General features: G+C 72.1%; 17 protein-coding genes. 6 read left to right on the top strand and 11 right to left on the bottom strand.

The genetic code is table 11. The annotated features are described in order from the left end of the window. Positions 1–66: 66 nt before the first annotated feature. The 5 genes from ACFVV1_RS22485 to ACFVV1_RS22505 are packed head-to-tail and all read right to left on the bottom strand — an operon-like array spanning position 67 to position 5,375. A complete protein-coding gene (locus ACFVV1_RS22485; RefSeq protein ID WP_389991885.1) occupies positions 67–918 on the bottom strand; it encodes an ABC transporter ATP-binding protein in 852 nt (283 codons plus the stop codon). Then, positions 885–1,898, bottom strand: a complete 1,014-nt coding sequence (locus ACFVV1_RS22490) for an ABC transporter ATP-binding protein (protein WP_389991888.1) — start codon at positions 1,896–1,898, stop codon at positions 885–887. The genes ACFVV1_RS22485 and ACFVV1_RS22490 overlap by 34 nt, the downstream gene beginning before the upstream one ends. Before the next feature lie 5 nt (positions 1,899–1,903). Further along, the gene (locus ACFVV1_RS22495; RefSeq protein ID WP_389991890.1) at positions 1,904–2,791 is read right to left on the bottom strand and encodes an ABC transporter permease; all 888 of its coding nucleotides are present in this window, start codon (positions 2,789–2,791) and stop codon (positions 1,904–1,906) included. Next, positions 2,788–3,741 carry an ABC transporter permease gene (locus ACFVV1_RS22500; protein WP_385135791.1) on the bottom strand — a complete coding sequence of 318 codons (954 nt, stop codon included), beginning with the start codon at positions 3,739–3,741 and terminating at the stop codon, positions 2,788–2,790. The genes ACFVV1_RS22495 and ACFVV1_RS22500 overlap by 4 nt, the downstream gene beginning before the upstream one ends. Beyond that, positions 3,738–5,375 carry an ABC transporter substrate-binding protein gene (locus ACFVV1_RS22505; RefSeq protein ID WP_389991893.1) on the bottom strand — a complete coding sequence of 546 codons (1,638 nt, stop codon included), beginning with the start codon at positions 5,373–5,375 and terminating at the stop codon, positions 3,738–3,740. The genes ACFVV1_RS22500 and ACFVV1_RS22505 overlap by 4 nt, the downstream gene beginning before the upstream one ends. A gap of 130 nt (positions 5,376–5,505) precedes the next feature. On the opposite strand from ACFVV1_RS22505, the gene ACFVV1_RS22510 reads away from it, so the two are divergent. Beyond that, positions 5,506–6,585, top strand: a complete 1,080-nt coding sequence (locus ACFVV1_RS22510; protein ID WP_389991895.1) for a LacI family DNA-binding transcriptional regulator — start codon at positions 5,506–5,508, stop codon at positions 6,583–6,585. A gap of 17 nt (positions 6,586–6,602) precedes the next feature. Here the strand turns inward: ACFVV1_RS22510 and ACFVV1_RS22515 are convergent, their stop codons facing one another. Next, a complete protein-coding gene (locus tag ACFVV1_RS22515) occupies positions 6,603–8,237 on the bottom strand; it encodes an amidohydrolase (RefSeq protein WP_389991898.1) in 1,635 nt (544 codons plus the stop codon). A 92-nt stretch (positions 8,238–8,329) separates the two neighbouring features. Here ACFVV1_RS22515 and ACFVV1_RS22520 point away from each other — a divergent pair, with 92 nt between their 5' ends. Beyond that, positions 8,330–9,040, top strand: coding sequence for a helix-turn-helix domain-containing protein (locus ACFVV1_RS22520; protein ID WP_389991900.1), 711 nt, complete (start codon positions 8,330–8,332; stop codon positions 9,038–9,040). On the opposite strand, the gene ACFVV1_RS22525 is transcribed toward ACFVV1_RS22520, so the two are convergent. The 5 genes from ACFVV1_RS22525 to ACFVV1_RS22545 form a co-directional block, all read right to left on the bottom strand. After that, the gene (locus ACFVV1_RS22525; protein ID WP_389991903.1) at positions 8,964–9,476 is read right to left on the bottom strand and encodes an IclR family transcriptional regulator C-terminal domain-containing protein; all 513 of its coding nucleotides are present in this window, start codon (positions 9,474–9,476) and stop codon (positions 8,964–8,966) included. The two genes, ACFVV1_RS22520 and ACFVV1_RS22525, sit on opposite strands and share 77 nt — an antisense overlap. 89 nt (positions 9,477–9,565) lie before the next feature. Further along, positions 9,566–10,021, bottom strand: a complete 456-nt coding sequence (locus ACFVV1_RS22530) for a MaoC family dehydratase (protein WP_389991906.1) — start codon at positions 10,019–10,021, stop codon at positions 9,566–9,568. Positions 10,022–10,081: 60 nt separating this feature from the next. Continuing rightward, on the bottom strand, positions 10,082–11,602 hold the full coding sequence (locus ACFVV1_RS22535; RefSeq protein WP_389991908.1) for a long-chain fatty acid--CoA ligase: 1,521 nt from the start codon (positions 11,600–11,602) through the stop codon (positions 10,082–10,084). Between the two features lie 9 nt (positions 11,603–11,611). Beyond that, complete coding sequence (locus tag ACFVV1_RS22540; RefSeq protein WP_389991911.1) at positions 11,612–12,499, bottom strand: amidohydrolase family protein; 888 nt, start codon at positions 12,497–12,499, stop codon at positions 11,612–11,614. Continuing rightward, positions 12,496–13,398, bottom strand: coding sequence for an SDR family NAD(P)-dependent oxidoreductase (locus tag ACFVV1_RS22545; protein WP_389991913.1), 903 nt, complete (start codon positions 13,396–13,398; stop codon positions 12,496–12,498). Before ACFVV1_RS22545 ends, ACFVV1_RS22540 begins: the two co-directional genes overlap by 4 nt. Before the next feature lie 157 nt (positions 13,399–13,555). Here ACFVV1_RS22545 and ACFVV1_RS22550 point away from each other — a divergent pair, with 157 nt between their 5' ends. The 4 genes from ACFVV1_RS22550 (at position 13,556) to surE (ending at position 18,491) form a co-directional block, all read left to right on the top strand. Further along, positions 13,556–14,431, top strand: a complete 876-nt coding sequence (locus ACFVV1_RS22550; RefSeq protein WP_389991915.1) for a PaaX family transcriptional regulator C-terminal domain-containing protein — start codon at positions 13,556–13,558, stop codon at positions 14,429–14,431. A gap of 113 nt (positions 14,432–14,544) precedes the next feature. Further along, complete coding sequence (locus ACFVV1_RS22555) at positions 14,545–15,939, top strand: NAD(P)/FAD-dependent oxidoreductase (protein ID WP_389991917.1); 1,395 nt, start codon at positions 14,545–14,547, stop codon at positions 15,937–15,939. Positions 15,940–16,023: 84 nt separating this feature from the next. Beyond that, the gene (locus tag ACFVV1_RS22560) at positions 16,024–17,286 is read left to right on the top strand and encodes an MFS transporter (RefSeq protein WP_389991920.1); all 1,263 of its coding nucleotides are present in this window, start codon (positions 16,024–16,026) and stop codon (positions 17,284–17,286) included. 128 nt (positions 17,287–17,414) lie between these two features. Next, positions 17,415–18,491, top strand: a complete 1,077-nt coding sequence (surE, locus tag ACFVV1_RS22565) for a 5'/3'-nucleotidase SurE (RefSeq protein WP_389991923.1) — start codon at positions 17,415–17,417, stop codon at positions 18,489–18,491. Positions 18,492–18,494 lie beyond the last annotated feature (3 nt).

Raw genomic sequence — 18,494 nt, forward strand, 5'->3', positions numbered from 1 at the left:
GACGGATCCTGCCCGGCGTCGGGATGGGCACCCGGCCGGGCGGGAGTTCGGTGGTCAGGTTCCGTGTCAGTGTCGGTCGGTCGAGCGCTCGGTGCCCGACACCGCGCGGCCCGGGTCCCAGCCGCGCCGGGGCACGGAGTCGAGGAGCAGACGCGTGTAGGGGTGTTCCGGCGCGTCCAGCACTTGGGCGGTAGGGCCGGACTCCATGACCCTTCCCGACTTGAGTACCAGTACCTCGTCCGCGATGTGCCGGACCACGGCGAGGTCGTGGGTGACGAAGAGGTAGCCGATTCCCTCCTCGCGCCGGATTGTGGTGAGAAGATCGAGGATCTGGGCCTGGATGGACACGTCGAGTGCCGCGACCGCCTCGTCGAGGACGAGGACCCGGGGCTCGACCGCGAGGGCACGTGCGATGGCCACGCGCTGGCGCTGCCCACCGGAGAGGCGTCGCGGCAGCGCCGTGGCCTCACGCGCGCCGAGGCCGACCTGCTCCAGGAGCTCGGCGACCCGGGACCTCCGGGCGGCGGCGTCCAACTCGGTGTGGAGCCGGAGTACCTCGTCCACGCAGTCGGCCACCGCCACCCGCGGGTCCAGCGACAGGTACGGATCCTGGAAGACCATCTGGATCTCCCGGGCCCGGGCCAGCCGTTCGGTCCGGTTCCGGGCCCGCGCCGAACGGTCCCGGCCGTCCAGGTGGACGGTGCCGGCGTCCGGACGCTCCAGGCCTACGAGCATGCGGACCGTCGTGGTCTTGCCGCTCCCGGACTCCCCGACGAGGGCGAGGGAGGCTCCCGGTCCCAGGGTGAACGACACGCCGTCGACGGCCGTGTGGTTCCCGTACCGCTTGCACAGCCCCTCGACCACGAGTCCCTTCATCGTGGCGGTCACAGCGTGATCCCTTCGTCGGCGCGGTGGCATGCGGCGAGACCGTCGCCGTAGCGCGCAAGGGTGGGTGTCTCCTCGGAGCAGCGCGGCAGCGCGTGGGCGCAGCGTGCGGCGAAGGCGCACCCGGGGGGCGTCTCGGCGAGGGAGACGGGGCGGCCCGGGATCGGCCGGGGCGCAGGCGCGTCCGGTCCGATGCGCGGGGTGCAGGCGAGCAGCCCCGCCGTGTACGGGTGACGGGGCCGGTCGAACAGCTCGTCCGTGCCGCGGGTCTCGACGATCCGGCCCGCGTACATCACGTACACGCGGTCGCAGATGGCGGAGGCCAGTTCGAGGTCGTGTGTGACGAAGAGCAGGCCCGTGCCGCGCTCGGCCCGCAGCCGGGTGAGGATCGCGATGATCTCCGCCTGGGTCGTGACGTCCAGAGCGGTGGTCGGCTCGTCGGCGACCAGCAGGGCGGGTTCGGCTGCGAGAGCCGCGGCGATGACCACTCGCTGGAGCATGCCGCCGGAGAACTGGTGCGGATGGCGGCGGAGCGCGCCGCGCGGATCGCGGATGCCGACCGCGTCGAGGAGTTCCTCGGCCCGGGCGGTGGCCGCCGCGGCCGGAGTTCCCACTGCGCGTAGTCCCTCGGTGAGGAAGTCGCCGACGCGGCGCAGGGGGTTGACGGAGGCTCGCGGGTCCTGGAAGACCATCGCGACCTGCCGGGCCCGCAGCGCGGCCAGTTCCGTCCGGTTCATGGTGAGCACGTCCCGGCCGGCGACCCGGACCTGTCCGTCGGCGCGCGCGCCGACGGGCAGCAGTCCGAGGACGCTGCGGCAGGCCACCGACTTGCCGGAGCCGGACTCGCCGACGAGACCCACCGTCTCCCCGGGCAGCACCCGGAGGCTGACCCCGTCCAGGATCGGCCGGGCCGCCTGACCGTCCGCCAGGCGGACCCCGAGCCCGTCGATGTCCAGGACCGGCGGGCCATCGGTGGTCGCGGTGCCGTGCACCGCCGTGTTCTTCTCGGTCATGTCGCTCACTGCTCCCGCCTCGCGATCCGGTCGGCGAGTCCCTCGCCGACGATGCCGAACGCCACCACGGCGAGCACGATGCACGCGGAGGGCGCGAGGGCCGGCAGCATCGCCCCCTGCTGGATGGCCGACTGGCCTTCGTTGATCATGGCGCCCCAGTCGGCGGTCGGCGGCTGCACACCGAAGCCGAGGAAGGACAGGGCCGCCAGGTCCATCAGCGCGTACCCGAAGTTCATCGCGGACTGGGCGAAGACCGTAGGCGCGATGTTCGGCAGCAGATGACGCAGGCAGACGGTCCAGCCCGACCAGCCCTGCACCCGGTAGGACTCGATGTACGGGCGGGCCTTCTCCTGGCGCGCGATCCCGCGCACCAGGCGCCCCACGTACGGGGTGTAGGCCACCGCCATGGCGATCACGGGCGCGGTCATGCCGGGGCCGACGACGGCCACGAGCAGGATCGCGAGCAGGAGTCCGGGGATCGCGAAGACCATGTCCATCGAGCGGGACAGGACCGTGTCCGCCCAGCCGCCTCGCCATGCCGCCACCACGCCGAGCAGGGTGCCGAGGAGGGTGGAGACCCCGATGACGAGCAGCGGCCCGAGCAGGCCGGTCCGGGCACCGTGGAGCAGCCGGGACAGGATGTCCCGCCCCGACTGGTCGGTGCCGAGCAGGTGCTCGCCGGTCGTGCCGGCCAGGCTGACCGAGAGGTCGACGGCCTCGGGGTCGTACGGGGCGAGGACCGGGGCGAGGACGGCGACCAGGACGAGCGTGGCGAGCACCGCGACCGAGGCGGTGAACAGCGGGCTCCGGCCGAGGACGCGCAGGCCGCGCAGGCCGGGCCGGCGGCGCAGTACGGCGGTCGCGCCGTTCGCGGAGGGTGTGGTGATGGTCATGAGGAGCCTTCCCCGTGGAGGGACAGCCGGGGGTCGATGAGGGGGGCGAGGAGGTCGACGGCGAGGTTCACGAGGACGAAGGCCGCCACGCTGAGCAGCGTGATCGCCTGGACGACGGCGAAGTCCTTGGCGGTCACCGACTGCACGAGCAGGGAGCCGAGGCCGGGCACGTCGAAGGCGGTCTCGACGATCGAGGTGCTCATGAGGAGTCCGGCGAGCATTGTGCCGCCGACGGTGACGACCGGGCCGAGCCCGTTGCGCAGCACGTGCCGGCGGACCACGGTTCGCCGTGCGACACCGCGGGCGCGTGCCACCTCGACGTGTTCGCGGCCGAGTTCGTCGAGCATCGCCGAGCGGGTCACCCGGGCGAGCAGACCCGCGAAGGTCAGCGCCAGGGCGAAGGCCGGCAGCGTCAGGTGGTACAGGCGGTCCGAGAAGCCCGAGGGGGTGCCGCCCGGCCCCGGGAACCAACCCAGTTGCACGGAGAAGAGCGACACGAGTGCGATGGCCGTGACGAAGGAGGGTGTCGCCGTGGCCACACCGGTGCCGAGGAGCACCGCGCGGTCCAGCGGGCCGGGGCGCAGCGCGGCGAGGATGCCGGCCGCCACACCGAGGAGGGCGACGAGAAGAGCCGCGTAGCCGACGAGCAGGGCGGTGCCGGGCAGCCGCGAGCCGATGAGATCGGCGACGTCCTGGTGGAACTGGGCGGAGCGGCCGAAGTCGCCGTGCAGGACACCGCCGAGCCACTTCGCGTACTGCACGGGCAGCGGGTCGTCCAGGTGGTACTGGGTGCGCAGGGCCGCCACGGCCTCGGGGGTCGCGGGGCGGCCGTGGAGCAGGAACGACACAGGGTCGCCGGGGGCCAGGTGGATGGTGCCGAAGACCACGAGCGAGGTCACGAACAGCACTGTCACCAGGCCGAGGAGCCGTCCGACGAGGTAGCGGGTCATCGCTTCGCGGCCCCGATCGTCGCGGCCCACGGGTAGTACAGCTGGGCGATCCCGGTCGGCGCCCCGGTCGCCCGCCTGCCGAGGAAGACCGAGTAGGGCGCCTCGTACACGGGGATGATCGGCAGTTCACGCAGCGCGATCCGCTGGAGGTCTGCGGTCCGCTCCGCGCGCGCGTCGGGGTCGGGCTCCGCGTTGGCCCGGTCGAAGGCGGCGTCGTACTCGGCGTTCGACCACTTGCCGTAGTTGCCGAAGTCGCCGGTGCGCAGGTACTGGTAGAACTCCAGCGGGTCGGGCGTGTTGTCGTATCCGTTGGTGATGACCAGGTCGAGGCCGGCGCGCGCGTTCGGGTCGACGAAGATGCTGCTGTACGCCTCCGGGGCGACGGCCTTGAGCTGGACGTCGAGGCCGATCTGTCGCCCGGCGGCCTGGACCGCGTTGGCGACGACGCTGATCTCGGGCGCCAGGGAGCTGGTGACCAAGGTGATCCTGCGGCCGGTCGCACCGGCCTCCTGGACGAGCTTCTTGGCCGCCGCGACGTCGTACACCGGCTCGGGAAGGGTGTCGTAGAGCGCGGCGGTCTTCTGCGGGGCCAGTGCCCAGGCGCCGCGCGCGGCGGGGGCCTTGGCGGGGACGCCGACGCCGCCTGCCGCGGCCTTGACGATGTTCTTCCGGTCGAGGGCCATCGAGAGGGCCTTGCGGACCTTGAGGTCGCCGAGCGGGCCGTGGAAGTCGAGGACGGCGAGGTTCGCCGCGGCGGTGTTGGGGCCGAAGAGGACCGTTCCCTTGCCGCCGGTGCGCAGTTGTGCGAGCGAGGCGGAGGGCACCATGTAGCCGCCGTCGGCCGTGCCGGACAGGAAGGCGTTGGCACGGGCCGCCGCGTCCTCGATGAAGGTGAACTTCACGGACGCGGACTTGGCGGCGAGCGACCGGTCCCAGTAGGCCGCGTTCTTCCTGAGCGTGATGCTGTCGCCCTGGTCCCAGCTGTCGAGGGCGTACGGGCCGGTGCAGTTGACCTTGCCCTTGGGGGTGCCGTAATCCTTTCCGGCCTTGGCGAGGAAGGCGGCGCTCTCGATGGTGCCGGGGGAGGCGGCCATCAGCTCGTTGAGCAGGATGTCGGGCTTGCTGAGGCGGATCGTCACCTCCAGCGGGCCGGTCTTCTCGATGGCGTCGACGTTCTTGAAGACGGAGCCCCAGGGCGAGCCGACGGCCGGGTTCGTGTGGCGCTCGAGGGAGGCGACCACGTCGTCCGCTGTCATGGTCGTCCCGTCGTGGAACTTCACCCCGGAACGCAGGGTGTAGACCAGCGTGCGCGGGTCGGGCCGGGTGTACTTGAGGGCGAGACCGGGCTCGATCCGCAGGTCGGGTGTGACCCGCAGGAGCTGCTCGCACACGTTGGCGAGCACGGTGTTCGGCGGGTAGTCGTACGCGAGGGAGTAGTCGAGTGTGTAGGGCTCGGCGTACAGGGACCAGGTGAAGGAGTCCAGTGGGCCCTGCGCGGGCGGCGAGGTCGGAGTGGTCCGGTAGCCGGCGCCGCCGCCTGCGGTCCGGGGGGCGGTGGCGCCGGAGCAGGCGGTGGCGGCGGCCGCGAGTGCGACGGTACAGGCGAGAAGCGCGATGGTTCTGGGCGTGCGCATGCAGACCCACCCCTTTGCGGGTGTAGTGACGGGTGCGGGGGATGGAGCGAGTATTGATGCGGGAACGTTCCCGCACAAGGCTCTGCGGGAACGGTTTTGCCGAGGTCGCGAGGGTGGCAGCATCGACCCCATGACTGAAGCTTCACGGCACGGCGGGCAGCCCTCGCCGCCCACCCCGCGCGTCCGGCTCGTCGACGTGGCCCGCGAGGCGGGCCTGTCCAAGACGACCGTCTCGGCGGCGCTCAACGGCACCGGACGGCTCTCTCCCGCCGTACGGGAGAAGGCCCGCGAGACCGCGCGCGGAATGGGCTACCGGCCCAACGCCACCGCGCGCCAACTGCGCGCGGGGCGAGCCCGGTTGATCGGATACGTGGTGGGGGAGTTCGTCGACGCCCCCTGGACCTTCCTGGAGTCTCCCTACTTCGCCAAGCTGACCGGTGCCACTGCGGCGACCGCGCTGGAGCGCGGCTACGCAGTGGTGCTGCTGCCCGCGGGCTCCCTGCAGAGCGAGTGGGCCGACCTGCCGCTCGACGCGGTGGTCGTGGCCGACCCCGTCGCCGACGACCGGATCGTCGACGATGTGCTCGCCGCCAGGATCCCGGTGTTCAGCGACCGCTCCGTCGAAGGGCGGCCAGGGGCGCACTGGGTGGACGTCGATGCCGGCGCGGCGGTGCGCGAGACCCTGGACCACCTCGGGAAGCAGGGTGCCCGGCGGCCCGTGCTCGTCCTGCCCGACAGCACCACCCGGTTCCATACGGGGGTGCTCGCCGCCTATCGCGAGTGGTGTACCGCGCACGGTCTGCCGGAGCGGGTCGTACGCGCCGAGGCCGCCGGCAACGGACCGGTCGTACGCGCTGTCGAGACCGCTTTGGCGGAGGCCCCGGCGGGTGACGCGGAGGAGGGCCGCGAGCGGCCCGACGCGCTGTTCGTCGTGGCCGAGGCGAGCCCGCCCCTCGTCCTGGAGGCAGCACGCCGCCATGGCTACGAGGTGCCCCGCGATCTGCTCCTCGTCTGTGCGAGCGAGGACGTGACGGCTGAGCACACCGAGCCGGCCGTGACGACGTTGAGCCTGCGGCCGCGGGAGGTCGCGGAGGCCGGCATCGAACTCCTGGTGGCCGTCCTGGAGCACGGCCTGCGGGAGTCGGCCGGGGTGCTCGTGCCGACCCGGCTCGAAGTGCGGGCGTCCTCGTCGCGGACGGGCCCTGCCTGAGCCCCGCGGCGGCGGGCTCAGACGGAGTGCACGAGTCTGCCGCCGACATAGGTCCGCTCCACCCTGGCCTCGGCGATCTCCTCCGGAGGCGATGTGAGGATGTCCCGGTCCAGCACCACCAGGTCGGCGAGCCGGCCCGGGCGCAGACTGCCCGCGTCGTCGAGGCCGTTCACATGGGCGGAGCCGGCCGTGTAGGCGGCCAGGGCGGTGGAGAGGTCGAGGCGTTGTTCAGGCAGGAAGACCCGGTCGTCGGTGGCCTCGGGGTCCTTGCGGTTGACGGCGACGTGGATGCCTTCGAGGGGGTCCGGGCTGCTGACGGGCCAGTCGCTGCCGGCGGCCAGGGTGGCCCCGGCCCGCAGCAGATCGCCGAACGGGTACTGCCAGGCGGCGCGTTCGGGACCGAGGAAGGGAACCGTCAGCTCGTCCATCTGGGGCTCGTGGGCGGCCCAGAGTGGCTGGATGTTGGCGATGGCGCCGAGGCGGGCGAAGCGGGGGAGATCGTCGGGGTGGACGACCTGGAGGTGGGCGAGGTGGTGGCGGTTGCCGCGGTGGCCGTTGGCGGCCACCGCGGCCTCGACGGCGTCGAGGGCCTCGCGGACGGCGCGATCGCCGAGGGCGTGGAAGTGGACCTGGAAGTCGAGGGCGTCGAGGCGCGTGACGTATCCGCGCAGCGCCTCGGGGTCGACGAAGCTCAGTCCGCTGTTGGTGGTGGCGCAGCCGCAGCCGTCGAGGTAGGGGGCGGTCATGGCGGCGGTGAAGTTCTCCGCGATGCCGTCCTGCATGATCTTCACCGAGCCCGTCCGGAACCGCCCGTGGCTCAACTTCTCGCGCAGTGCCACCAGTTCGTCGATCTGCTCGGCCCCCCGCTCCCGGTCCCACCAGAGCGCGCCGGTCACCCGGGCGGTGAGCGAGCCGTCGCGGGCGGCGGTCACGTAGGCGTCCGACGGATCGGGTTTGCCGCCGAACACACCGAGCAGCGCGTCCTGCCAGCCGGTGATGCCGAGGGAGTGCAGCAGCTCCTGGGCCCGGAGGAGGCCGGCCAGTCGGTCCGCGGGGGTGCTCGCCGGCACCAGCCGGGCGACCAGCGCCGTGGCGCCCTCCTGGAGCATGCCGCTGGGGGTGCCGTCCGGTTCCCGTTCGATCCGACCGTCGGCGGGATCGGGGGTGGCCGCGGTGATCCCGGCGAGTTCGAGCGCACACGTGTTGGCCCAGGCGCCGTGGTGGTCCCTGTTCGACAGCAGGACCGGGCGGTCCGGGACGACGGAGTCGAGCAACTGCCGGGTGGGCAGCCCGCCGTCGAAGCTCTCCATCGACCAGCCGCCGCCGGTGATCCACACGTGATCCGGGCGGGCGTCCGCGTACGAACGGATCCGGGTCAGGTACTCCGCGACGCCCACGGTGCCGGTCAGATCGCACTCTGCCAGCTCCGTCCCGCCGTAGACGGCGTGGATGTGGGCGTCCTGGAACCCGGGGAGCAGCAGTTTCCCGGTGAGGTCGACGACCTCGGTGCGGGGGCCGACGAGTGCGCGCACCTCGTCGTGGCCGACGGCCGCGATCCGTTCGCCGACGACGGCCAGCGAGGTGGCCCGGGTGCGGGCCGGATCCATGGTGAGAACGGGGCCGCGGGTGAAGACCAGGTCGGCCGTGGTCATGGGGTGCTCCAGAGCGTGAGGTGACGGTCGGTGGGTGTCATGGAAGCGGGACGGCCATTTACACGTCAATGGTGTTGACGTAACGTCCGGGCATGGCTGAACGCGTGGTTCCCGAAGGCAGGCGGCAGCGCCGCAGGCCGACCAAGCACGGTGCCGTCCTCTCGGAACGGCTGATCATCGAGACCGCGCTGCGTCTGGTCGCGCAGCACGGCGCCGAAGCGCTCTCGGTACGGAGACTGGGCGCCGCACTCGGCGCGGATCCCAGCGCCCTCTACCGCTACTTCCGCAACACCGACGCGCTGCTGCTCGCCCTCGCCGACGAGCTCATCGGCCGTGCCCAGGAGGGCTGGGCGGTCACCGGCGACTGGCGGGCCGACCTCCGCGCGATCGGGCTGCGCATCCACGCCTCCTACCGGTCCAACCCGCAGGCCGCCCTCCTCGCGGCGCACCGTACGACAGGGCGTCCCCATGAGACCCGGGCCGTTGAGACGATCCTCGGCATCCTGCGTTCCGGAGGCTTCCCGGACGCCCTCGCGGTGCGGATCTACCATGCCTTCGTCGATCAGGCGCTCGCCTTCGCCGCCCAGGACGCCGCCGCGCTCGCTCTTCCGAGGGCGGCCCAGGACGCGGACGCGGAGGTCTGGCACGCGGTGTACGGCAGGCTGTCGGCCGACAGCCACCCGAACATCGCCGCGACCTTCCCGCTCCTCGCCGCCGACATGCGCGTCAGCGGATACCCCTTCGCCCTGGAGTTGATGCTCGGCGCGGTGGCGGCGCTCCGCCCGGCGGCGGACGGGGACTGAGCGGCGGCCGGGGCCGGGAAGCCCGGTCGGCCCCACGGGGGAGAAGCGGCCCACGGCGGCGAGGCCGGCGCTGATCCGGGCGGCGGCCTCCCAGAGGGTGTGGCAGCAGGATGGCCAGGCTCTCCTCCGGGGTGGTCCGGCCCGCGTGCAGGGCCACGTTGACCGCTGCGACCACCTGCCCGTCGCCGTCCGTGACCGGCGCCGCGAGCGAGCGCAGCACCTCCTCCGGCTCCTGCGCCACCCACCCGTAGCCACGCCGGGCCGCGGCTGTCACGGCCTCGCCGAGCCCTTCGGACGTCGTCACCGTGCAGGGGCCGGTGCCTCGGGCACCGCCCCGGAGCCTCGCGAGTCGGAATTCGACCGCGCGCTGCGCCTTCCGCACCTGCGGTACCTGGCCGCCCCGGAGGCTGCCTCGGCGTCCCCCGCGGACAACCATGCCGGTTTCCGCGGAAACTACTGACGCCACATCAGAATGCTTGAGGGAGCGGCTGCTTCACACAGCCGCCCCCTTGCCGTTCCGGTAGGTCAGGCGTAGAAGCGGTACACCGCCTGGGCGACGCACGCCGGCTTGTCGGTGCCGTCGATCTCCACGGTGAGGTCCACGACGACCTCGACGCCGCCCCTGACGTCCTCGACGGACACCACGCGGCCATGTGTGCGGATCTTCGAGCCGACGCGTACGGGGGAGGGGAAACGCACCTTGTTGAGACCGTAGTTGACGGCCATGGACACGCCCTCGACCTGGAGCAGCTCGCTCCACATCGGGATGAGCAGGGAGAGCGTCAGATAGCCGTGGGCGATGGTGCCGCCGAACGGACCCGCGGCGGCACGCTCCGGGTCGACGTGGATCCACTGGTGGTCGTCGGTGGCGTCGGCGAAGGTGTCGACCCGTGCTTGCGCGATATCGACCCAGGCGCTGTGGCCGAGGTCGGCTCCGGCCTGGTTCCTGATCTCGTCGATTCCGTGAACGGTGAGAGGCATGGCAGTACTCCTGTGCGGTGATTCAGGGTGATGTGCTGACGGTGAGGTGATGCGGGGCGATCAGGCGCCGGTGCCGTAGCGCGCCCGGATCGGTTGCTTGAGCAGCTTTCCTGCGGCGTTGCGGGGGAGTTCGGGGACGAGGACGACGCTCCGCGGGATCTTGTAGCGGGCGAGCCGGCCCTCCAGATGCGCGATCAGCTCCTCGGCGGTGAGGGCGGCTCCGGGGTGCGGCACGACGACAGCCCGCCCCACCTCGCCCCACTTGGGGTCGGGGACGCCGATGACGGCGGCCTCGGCGACGTCCGGATGCCCGAGCAGGGCGTCCTCGACCTCGGCCGGGTAGATGTTCTCTCCGCCCGAGATGATCATGTCCTTCAGACGGTCGACGAGCCGCACATAGCCGTCGGCGTCGACCGTGGCCACGTCGCCGGAGCGGAACCGGCCCCCGTCGAGGAAGGCCGCCGCGGTCGCCTCCGGCAGGTTCCAGTAGCCCGGGGTGACGTTCGGCCCCGCGACGACCACCTCGCCCTTCTCGCCCGGCGCGGCCTCTTCGCCCGAGGGCCGGAGCACCCGCACATCGGTGAAGAAGTGCGGTACGCCCGCCGAACCGGCGTGGCTGAGCGAGTCGGCCCGGTCGAGGACCAGGGCCCCGGGCGCGGTCTCCGTCATGCCGTACCCCTGGACGAAGGCCAGCTCCCGGTCCAGATACGCGCGCGCCGTGCGGCTCGGCACCGGGGCACCACCGCACAGCAGGGTACGCAGGCTCGACAGGTCGGCGCCGGCCCATCCCGGCGCGGCGGCCATCGCGTCGTACATCGTCGGCACGCCGAACATGCAGGTCACCCGGTGCCGTTCGATGAGCCGCAGGCTGCGGTCCGCGTCGAAGGAGGATTCCAGGAGCACCGTGCCGCCCTTGAGGAGCGTGGGCAGACAGCTCATGTTCAGGGCGGCCGTGTGGAACAGCGGCGCGGCGACCAGCGCCACCTCGTCGCCGGCGAGATCGGTGTCCACCAGCACATTGAGGCTGTTCCAGACGATGTTGCCGTGGGTGAGGACGGCCCCCTTGGAACGGCCGGTGGTGCCCGAGGTGTACATGATGAGGCAGACGTCCTCGTGGCCCACCTCCTCGTCGAGCGGATCCGTGTCCGCGGCGGCGAGCAACTCCTCGTACGCCGGCCCGGGCCCCGCCTGCACGGCGAGGAGGGTGGTGACGCCGGTTCCCTTCGCCAGGTCGGCCACCCGTCCGTCCGGCTGAACGGCGTGCACCAGGACCCGGCTGCCCGAATCGGTGAGCTGGTGCAGCAGTTCCGGGACCGCGAGCCGGGTGTTGAGCGGGACGAAGACCGCCCCGAGCAGCCCGGTCGCGAAGAGCGTCTCCAGAAACGCGGGGTGGTTGGGGCCGAGGTAGGCGACCCGGTCGCCGCGGCAGACGCCGGCGTCCCGCAGGACGTGGGCGAGGCGGGTGCAGCGGTCGTGGAGTTCGGCGTAGTCGATCGCGCGGCCCTCGTGGAGGAGGGCGGTGCGCCGGGGCGTCTTCCGGTTCCGGCGGGCGGGCCAGGAGCCGATGCCCTGGTTGCGCATGGAATCCCCTCAGCGTTCGGTGAGACCGAGCAGCGCGGCCGCGTTCTCCTTGAGGATCTTCGGACGCACTTCGTCCTTGATCGGGAGGTCGGCGAAGTCGGCCAGCCAGCGGTCCGGCGAGAGCAGCGGATAGTCGGAGCCGAACAGCACCTTGTCCTTCAGCAGGCTGTTGGCGTACTGGATCAGGCGGGGCGGGAAGTACTTGGGGGACCAGCCGGACAGGTCGATGTACACCTGCGGCTTGTGGGTGGCCACCGCGAGCGCCTCGTCCTGCCAGGGGAAGGACGGATGGGCGAGGACGATCCGCATCCCGGGGAAGTCCGCGGCGACATCGTCCACGTCCATGGGGTTGGAGTACTTCAGCCGGATGCCCCCGCCGCCGGGGGCACCGGCGCCGATGCCGGTCTGGCCGGTGTGGAAGACCGCGATGGCGCCCGCGTCCTCGATGGCCTCGTACAGCGGGTACGCCATCCGGTCGTTGGGGTGAAAGGCCTGGATGTTCGGGTGGAACTTGAAACCGCGGACCCCGAACTCATCGACGAGACGCCGGATCTGACGGACCGCCGCCTTTCCCTTGTACGGGTCGACTCCGGCGAACGGGATGATCACGTCGGGGTTCCGGAGGGCGGCCTCGGCGATCTCCTCGTTCGGTACCGGCGGGGTGCCGGTGGCCGATTCCGCGTCCACGGTGAAGACCACGCACGCCATCCGGCGCTCCCGGTAGTACGCGGCGATCTCCGGCAGAGTGGGGTGACGGTGCTCCGCCTTGAAGTACGCTCCGGCGGCGCGGTCCAGCTCGGCGGAGAGCGAGGCGCCGCCCTTCTCGGACACCTCCGCGTGGGTGTGGACGTCGATGGCGACGAGTTCGTCCGGGTTCGGCCCGGTGCGGCCCGTCACAGCTGCGGGGCCGGGATGCCGAAGGTCTCGGGGGTGCGCCCGACCGTCACCGGCCAGGCGGCGGCGATGGCGTCGGCGCTCCACCCCCCGTCGGCGTACGCCACCGAGACCTCCTGCGGGTGCGACCACAGGGCGAGCTTGTCACCGCCGATGCCGATGCACTGGCCGGTGATCCCGGCGGAGGCGTCCGAGGCGAGGAAGGTCACCAGGCCCGCGACGTCCTCGGGCGTGCCGAAGCCCTCGCCCTTGCGCAGGCTGTCGGGGAAAGCCGTGTCCTGCTGCTCCAGCGCCTCGACGTGCGGGGCGAAGACGGGGATGGTCTTCGTCATCGCGGTCGCGGCGACCGGGATGACGGCGTTGGCGGTGATGCCGGCCTTGGCCAGTTCCATGGCCCAGGTGCGCACCATGGCGGCGATCCCGGCCTTGGCTGCGGCGTAGTTGGTCTGGCCGAAGTTGCCGCGCTGGCCGGCGGGGGAACCGGCGACGACGATCCGGCCGCCCTCGCCCTGGGCCCGCATCCGCTCGACGGCGGCGCGGACACAGGTGAAGGTCCCGCGCAGGTGCACCTCGACGACGGTGTCGAAGTCCTCGTCCGTCATCTTCCAGAGCACCCTGTCCCGCAGGACACCTGCGTTGGTGACCATGGCGTCGAGCCGGCCGTAGCTGTCGACCGCGCGGGCGACGAGGGCCTCGGCGGCCTCGGTGGAGCCGACCGGCACCACCTCGGCGACGGCGCGGCCGCCGGCCGAGGTGATCTGCCGCACGGCCTCGTCGGCCGCGTCCGGGTCCACGTCGTTGATCACCACGGCGGCGCCGGCGGCGGCCAGGGACCGGGCATAGGCGAGCCCGAGCCCGCGGCCGCTGCCGGTGACGACGGCGACCTTGTCGGAGAGATCCATGAACGGGGGTCCTTTCCCGTGAAGCGGGTGCGGGGCGCGGGAGTCGCGACCTGAGGCACGCACCGGCGGATGCCCAAGTTAGGCACATTCTTATCCACGGTCAATGAACTGCCGAATATTGATCCGGATGGACGGATGCCGCGCCTACGCTGTCCCCGTGACCCACCCCGATCCGATGACGGAACCCGAAGCCGACCCCTCGGTCGGCCGCGGCGCCCCGCCCCGCCCCCAGTCCCTGATGCTGAGCTTCTTCGGCATCCACGTCCTCGGCACGGGCACCGCCCTGCCTTCGGCGAGCGTGATCGACGCCTTCGCGCGCGTCGGGGTGGGCGAGGACGCTGTCCGCTCGACGCTCACGCGTATGGTCGGCCGCGGCCTGCTGGAACGGCACCGGCGCGGTCGCAGGATGTACTTCTCGCTCACCGCCCGAGCGGCCGAGGTGCTCGCCGACGGCGAGGAGCGGATCCAGCGGACCGGCGCCGTCAACCGGGCCTGGGACGGCACCTGGACCCTGGTGGGCTTCTCGCTGCCCGAATCCTGGCGCAGTGAGCGCCACGACCTGCGCTCCCGGCTCGTCTGGGCGGGATTCGGCCCGCTGCAGAGCGGCCTGTGGGTGGCGCCCGGACGCGTCGACGTCGCGCCCATCGCGGCGGAACTCGGACTCGGGGACCGTATCAGGGCGTTCCACGGCGAGGCCGCCGCGCCCACCGAGGCCGGCCCCCTGCTCCGTACCGCCTTCGACATCGACGCGATCGCCGAGGGCTACCGCATCTTCCTGGCCCGCTGGGGCGACGGACCCGTACCGGCCGAGGCGCGTGACGACCTCGGCCGCCAGCTCCTGCTCCACACCGACTGGCTCGACCTGGTCCGCCGCGACCCGTACCTGCCGGCCGAGCACCTGCCCGGGGAGTGGCCCGCCGCGCGCGCGGAGGCGCTGTTCCGTGAGCTGGCGGCGCGCTTCGCGCCCGGGGCGAGCCGGATCGCGGAAGAGATCCTCGACCGTTGGGAGCCGGCGGGGGAGCGGACCGACTGAGCCCGGCGGCTTTATGTCAACACCATTGACCTTGTTGTGCGCGGCGGAGTCTCATGGGCGGCACTTCGGAGGGTCCGTGTGTCCGGGCTCCTCCGCGACCCGAAGGAACCCCCATGGACCACCTCACCTCGCTCCGGGACGCCGAGCCGACCCCGTTCTGGCTCGACGACCCCCGCCGCCCGCAGGCCTCCCCTGCCCTCGTCGGCGGCACCACCTGCGACCTGCTCGTGGTCGGCGGCGGCTACACCGGCCTGTGGACCGCCCTCGTCGCCAAGGAACGTGACCCTTCCGCAGACGTGGTGCTGGTCGAGGCGGACGAGGCCGGCGGCGCGGCCTCCGGCCGCAACGGCGGATTCTGCGAGTCCAGCCTCACCCACGGCCTGCAGAACGGCCTCCAGCGCTGGCCCGAGGAGATCGGCCTCCTGGAACGGCTCGGCCGGGAGAACCTCCAGGCGATGGAAGACGCTGTCGACCGCCACGGCATCGACTGCGACTGGGAGCGCACCGGCTCCATCGTCGTCGCCACCGAGCCCTACCAGCTCGACGGCCTTGCGGAGGAGGCCGAGGCCGCCGCCCGGTACGGCGGCAAGCCGGTCCTCCTCGACGCCGACACCGTCCGCGCCGAGATCGACTCCCCGACCTTCCTCGGCGGCCTGTGGAACAAGGACGATGTCGCCATGGTCAACCCGGCCCGGCTCGCCTGGGGACTCAAGCGCGCCTGCCTCGACGCCGGCGTCCGGGTGTACGAGCACACCCCCGCCACCTCGCTCGACGAGCACGGCGCCGTGATTGCCGTCCGTACCTCCTACGGCCGGATCACCGCCCGGCGCGTCGCGCTCGCCACCAACGCCTACCCCTCCCTGCTCCGGCGCCACCGCCCGTACACCGTCCCCGTGTACGACTACGCGCTGATGACCGAGCCGCTGACCGAGGCACAGCTCTCCGCCGTCGGCTGGACGCGCCGTCAGGGCTTCGCGGACAGCGCCAACCAGTTCCACTACGTCCGGCTCTCCGCCGACAACCGCATCCTGTGGGGCGGATACGACGCCGTCTACCACTACGGCGGCCGGGTCCGTGCCGAACACGACCGGCGGCCCGCGACCTTCGCCACCCTCGCCCGACACTTCTTCACGACCTTCCCGCAACTGGAGGGCGTCCGCTTCACCCACGCCTGGGGCGGCGCCATCGACACCAGCACCCGTTTCTGCGTGTTCTTCGACACGAGCCACCACGGCAAGGTCGCCTACGCGGCCGGATTCACCGGCCTCGGAGTGGGCGCCACCCGCTTTGGCGCCGAGGTCATGCTCGACCTCCTGGCGGGCGAGCGCACCGAGCGGACCGGGCTGGAACTCGTCCGCCGCAAGCCCCTCCCCTTCCCGCCCGAGCCCGTCCGCGCGGCCGGGATCGGCATCACCAAGTGGTCCATGGCGCGCGCCGATCGCAACGAGGGACACCGCAACCTCTGGCTGCGGACGCTCGACCGCTTCGGCCTCGGCTTCGACAGCTGACGCCGCGCCCCGGCCCCGTCCCCTCTTCCCTTCGCACCATCTGCTCCTGCCCCGCACCGGGGTACGGGGCGGAGGAGACCCGACATGAACGCACCCGAAGTCCGGTCGGCCGTACCGGCGACACCGGAACCGGCCGACCCCGGCGCGGCCGACGGCCGGACCCTGCTACGGCTGATGCCCATGCTCTCGGTGGCGAACGCCGCGATGTACATGGTCTACATGGGCATCGGCGCCGTGCTGCTGCCGATCCAGGTCGAACTCGTCGACCCGGCGGACAAGGTGGCCAACTTCGGCCTCGTCTCCGGTGTCTCCGCGATCTTCGCGACCCTCTTCAACCCCCTCGCGGGGCTCCTCTCCGACCGCTCGGGGCGGCGCAACCCCTGGATCCTGGGCGGCGGTCTGGCCGCCCTCGGCGCACTGGCGCTTCTCGGCGCCGCCCGGACAGTCCTGCTCGTCACCGTCGGCTGGTGTCTGGTCCAGGCGATGATGAACATCTACCAGGCGGGCCTGACGGCCGTCGTCCCCGACCGCGTGCCCGTCGAACGCCGGGGCCTGGCCTCGGCGATGGTCGGCATCGGCACCCCCATCGGCTCGGCCGTCGGCATCTCGCTCGCCGCCCTCTTCGTCCCGGACGACATCTCCCTCGGCTACCTCATGTTCGGCGCCGTCATCGCGGGTGCGGCCGTGCTCTTCACCTCTGTCGTACGGGAGAAAAGACGTCCCGCGGGGGAACCGGTGCCGCTGCGGAAGCAGATGGCCGCCTTCGCGGACACGCTCAGGTCGGCCGACTTCCGATGGGTCTTCATCGGGCGGTTCCTGATGATGCTCGGCTTCTTCTCCGTCTCGCTCTTCCAGGTCTACATCCTCCAGGACCACATCGCCCTCCCCGAAGGACTCAGCCCGACCGAGGCCGTGGCGTTCATCGCCCCGATCGATGCGGGCTGCACCCTGCTCGCAACGGTCGTCGGCGGACTGCTCTCCGATCGCATCGGCCGCCGCAAGCCGCTCGTCGCCGTTTCCTGCGTTCTCGCCTCGATCGCGATGACCGTGCCCGTGGTCTCGCCGGACTGGACCGGAATGCTCATCTTCACGGTGCTCGCCGGCCTGGCCTTCGGCAGCTATATGGCCGTGGACACGGCGCTGGTCACCCTGGTGCTGCCCAGCGCCGACGACGCGGCCCGCGACATGGGCGTGCTCAACATCGCCAACGCCGGTCCCCAGATCGTCGCTCCGCTCCTGGCGGCGCTTCTGGTCGGGGCGATCGGCTACGACGGGCTGTACGTCGTCGCCGCGCTGATCACGCTGCTCGGTGCCGCGTCGGTGATCCCCATCAAGAAGGTCTGCTGAGGCCAACTGGTCGAGCCACCACTCCCCAGGTCTGCGGCCCCACCGGGGCCGCGACACCGGGCGGCGCCACCTGACGGGCGCCGCCCGGCAAACCCCTCCCGATCGAAGGGACTTCGCCCATGCCACTGATGACGTCGACTGCGCGCAGACTCGCCTGCGCGGCCGCCGGGGCCGTGCTGCTCGCCGCCGTGGGGGTGACCGCGTACGCGGTACCGGACCCCACGCCGGCCCACGGTTTCGGTGAGCGCCCCCTCGCCGGGATGCGGGTCCTGCTCTCCAACGACGACTCCATGCAGGCCGCCAAGCGGAGTAACTCCGACGGCCTCGGCCTGTACGAGCTGCGTCGGGCGATGTGCGCCGCCGGCGCCGACGTCGTCGTCATGGCCCCCTGGCAGGTCCAGTCGGGCAAGGGCACGGCCGTCACCAACGGCGGCGTCGTCACCGCCCAGCGTCGCACCGCACTGCCTGCCGGATACGAGGACGACTGCGCGGGCGCTGCGGCCAGGGGCGCGGTCTTCGGCGTCTGCCTCGGCGAGGGCCCCTGCGGGAAGGACAGCCCGAGCGCCACCCCGGCCGACACCGTCAAGCTTGCCCTGCGCGGCGGCCTGAAGGCGAAGGCCGGCTGGAAGGGCGCCCCCGATCTCGTCCTCACCGGCATCAACTCCGGACCGAACATCTCCGCCGGCGTCAACGACTCCGGGACCGTCGGCGCCGCCGTCGCCGCGATCGACCAGGACGTCCCGGCCATCGCCTTCTCCTCCTCCGGCGACGCGAGCAACACCTCCTTCCCCCGGGTCAACTACCGTGCGAACGCCGCGTTCGGCGCCCGCTTCGTCGCCGGCCTGAAGGAACGCGGTTTGCTGACCCCGCAGTTCGCCCTGAAGGTCGACTACCCCGACGTCAGCGCCGGGACGCCCGCCGGGCCGCCGCGCTGGACGAGCATCGGACACGGCCGGGCCGTCTGGCACGCCTACGAACCGGTCGGCGAGGACTCCTTCGCCATCGCCCTCGGGTTCTGCGAGGAACTGCCCGGCGATCCGTGCACGGAGACGGTGAAGGACGCCGACGCGACCGCTCTCCTGCGCGACGGCCGGATCGCCGTGGCACCCGTGACGGCCGACCGCACCTACGGTGTGCGGAAGCCGCACCCCGAAACGCTGCGGAAGATCCGCCATTACGTCGAACACGACGCACCCCGCAACTGAACC

This window comes from Streptomyces sp. NPDC058092, assembly GCF_042884935.1.
Taxonomy (GTDB): domain Bacteria; phylum Actinomycetota; class Actinomycetes; order Streptomycetales; family Streptomycetaceae; genus Streptomyces.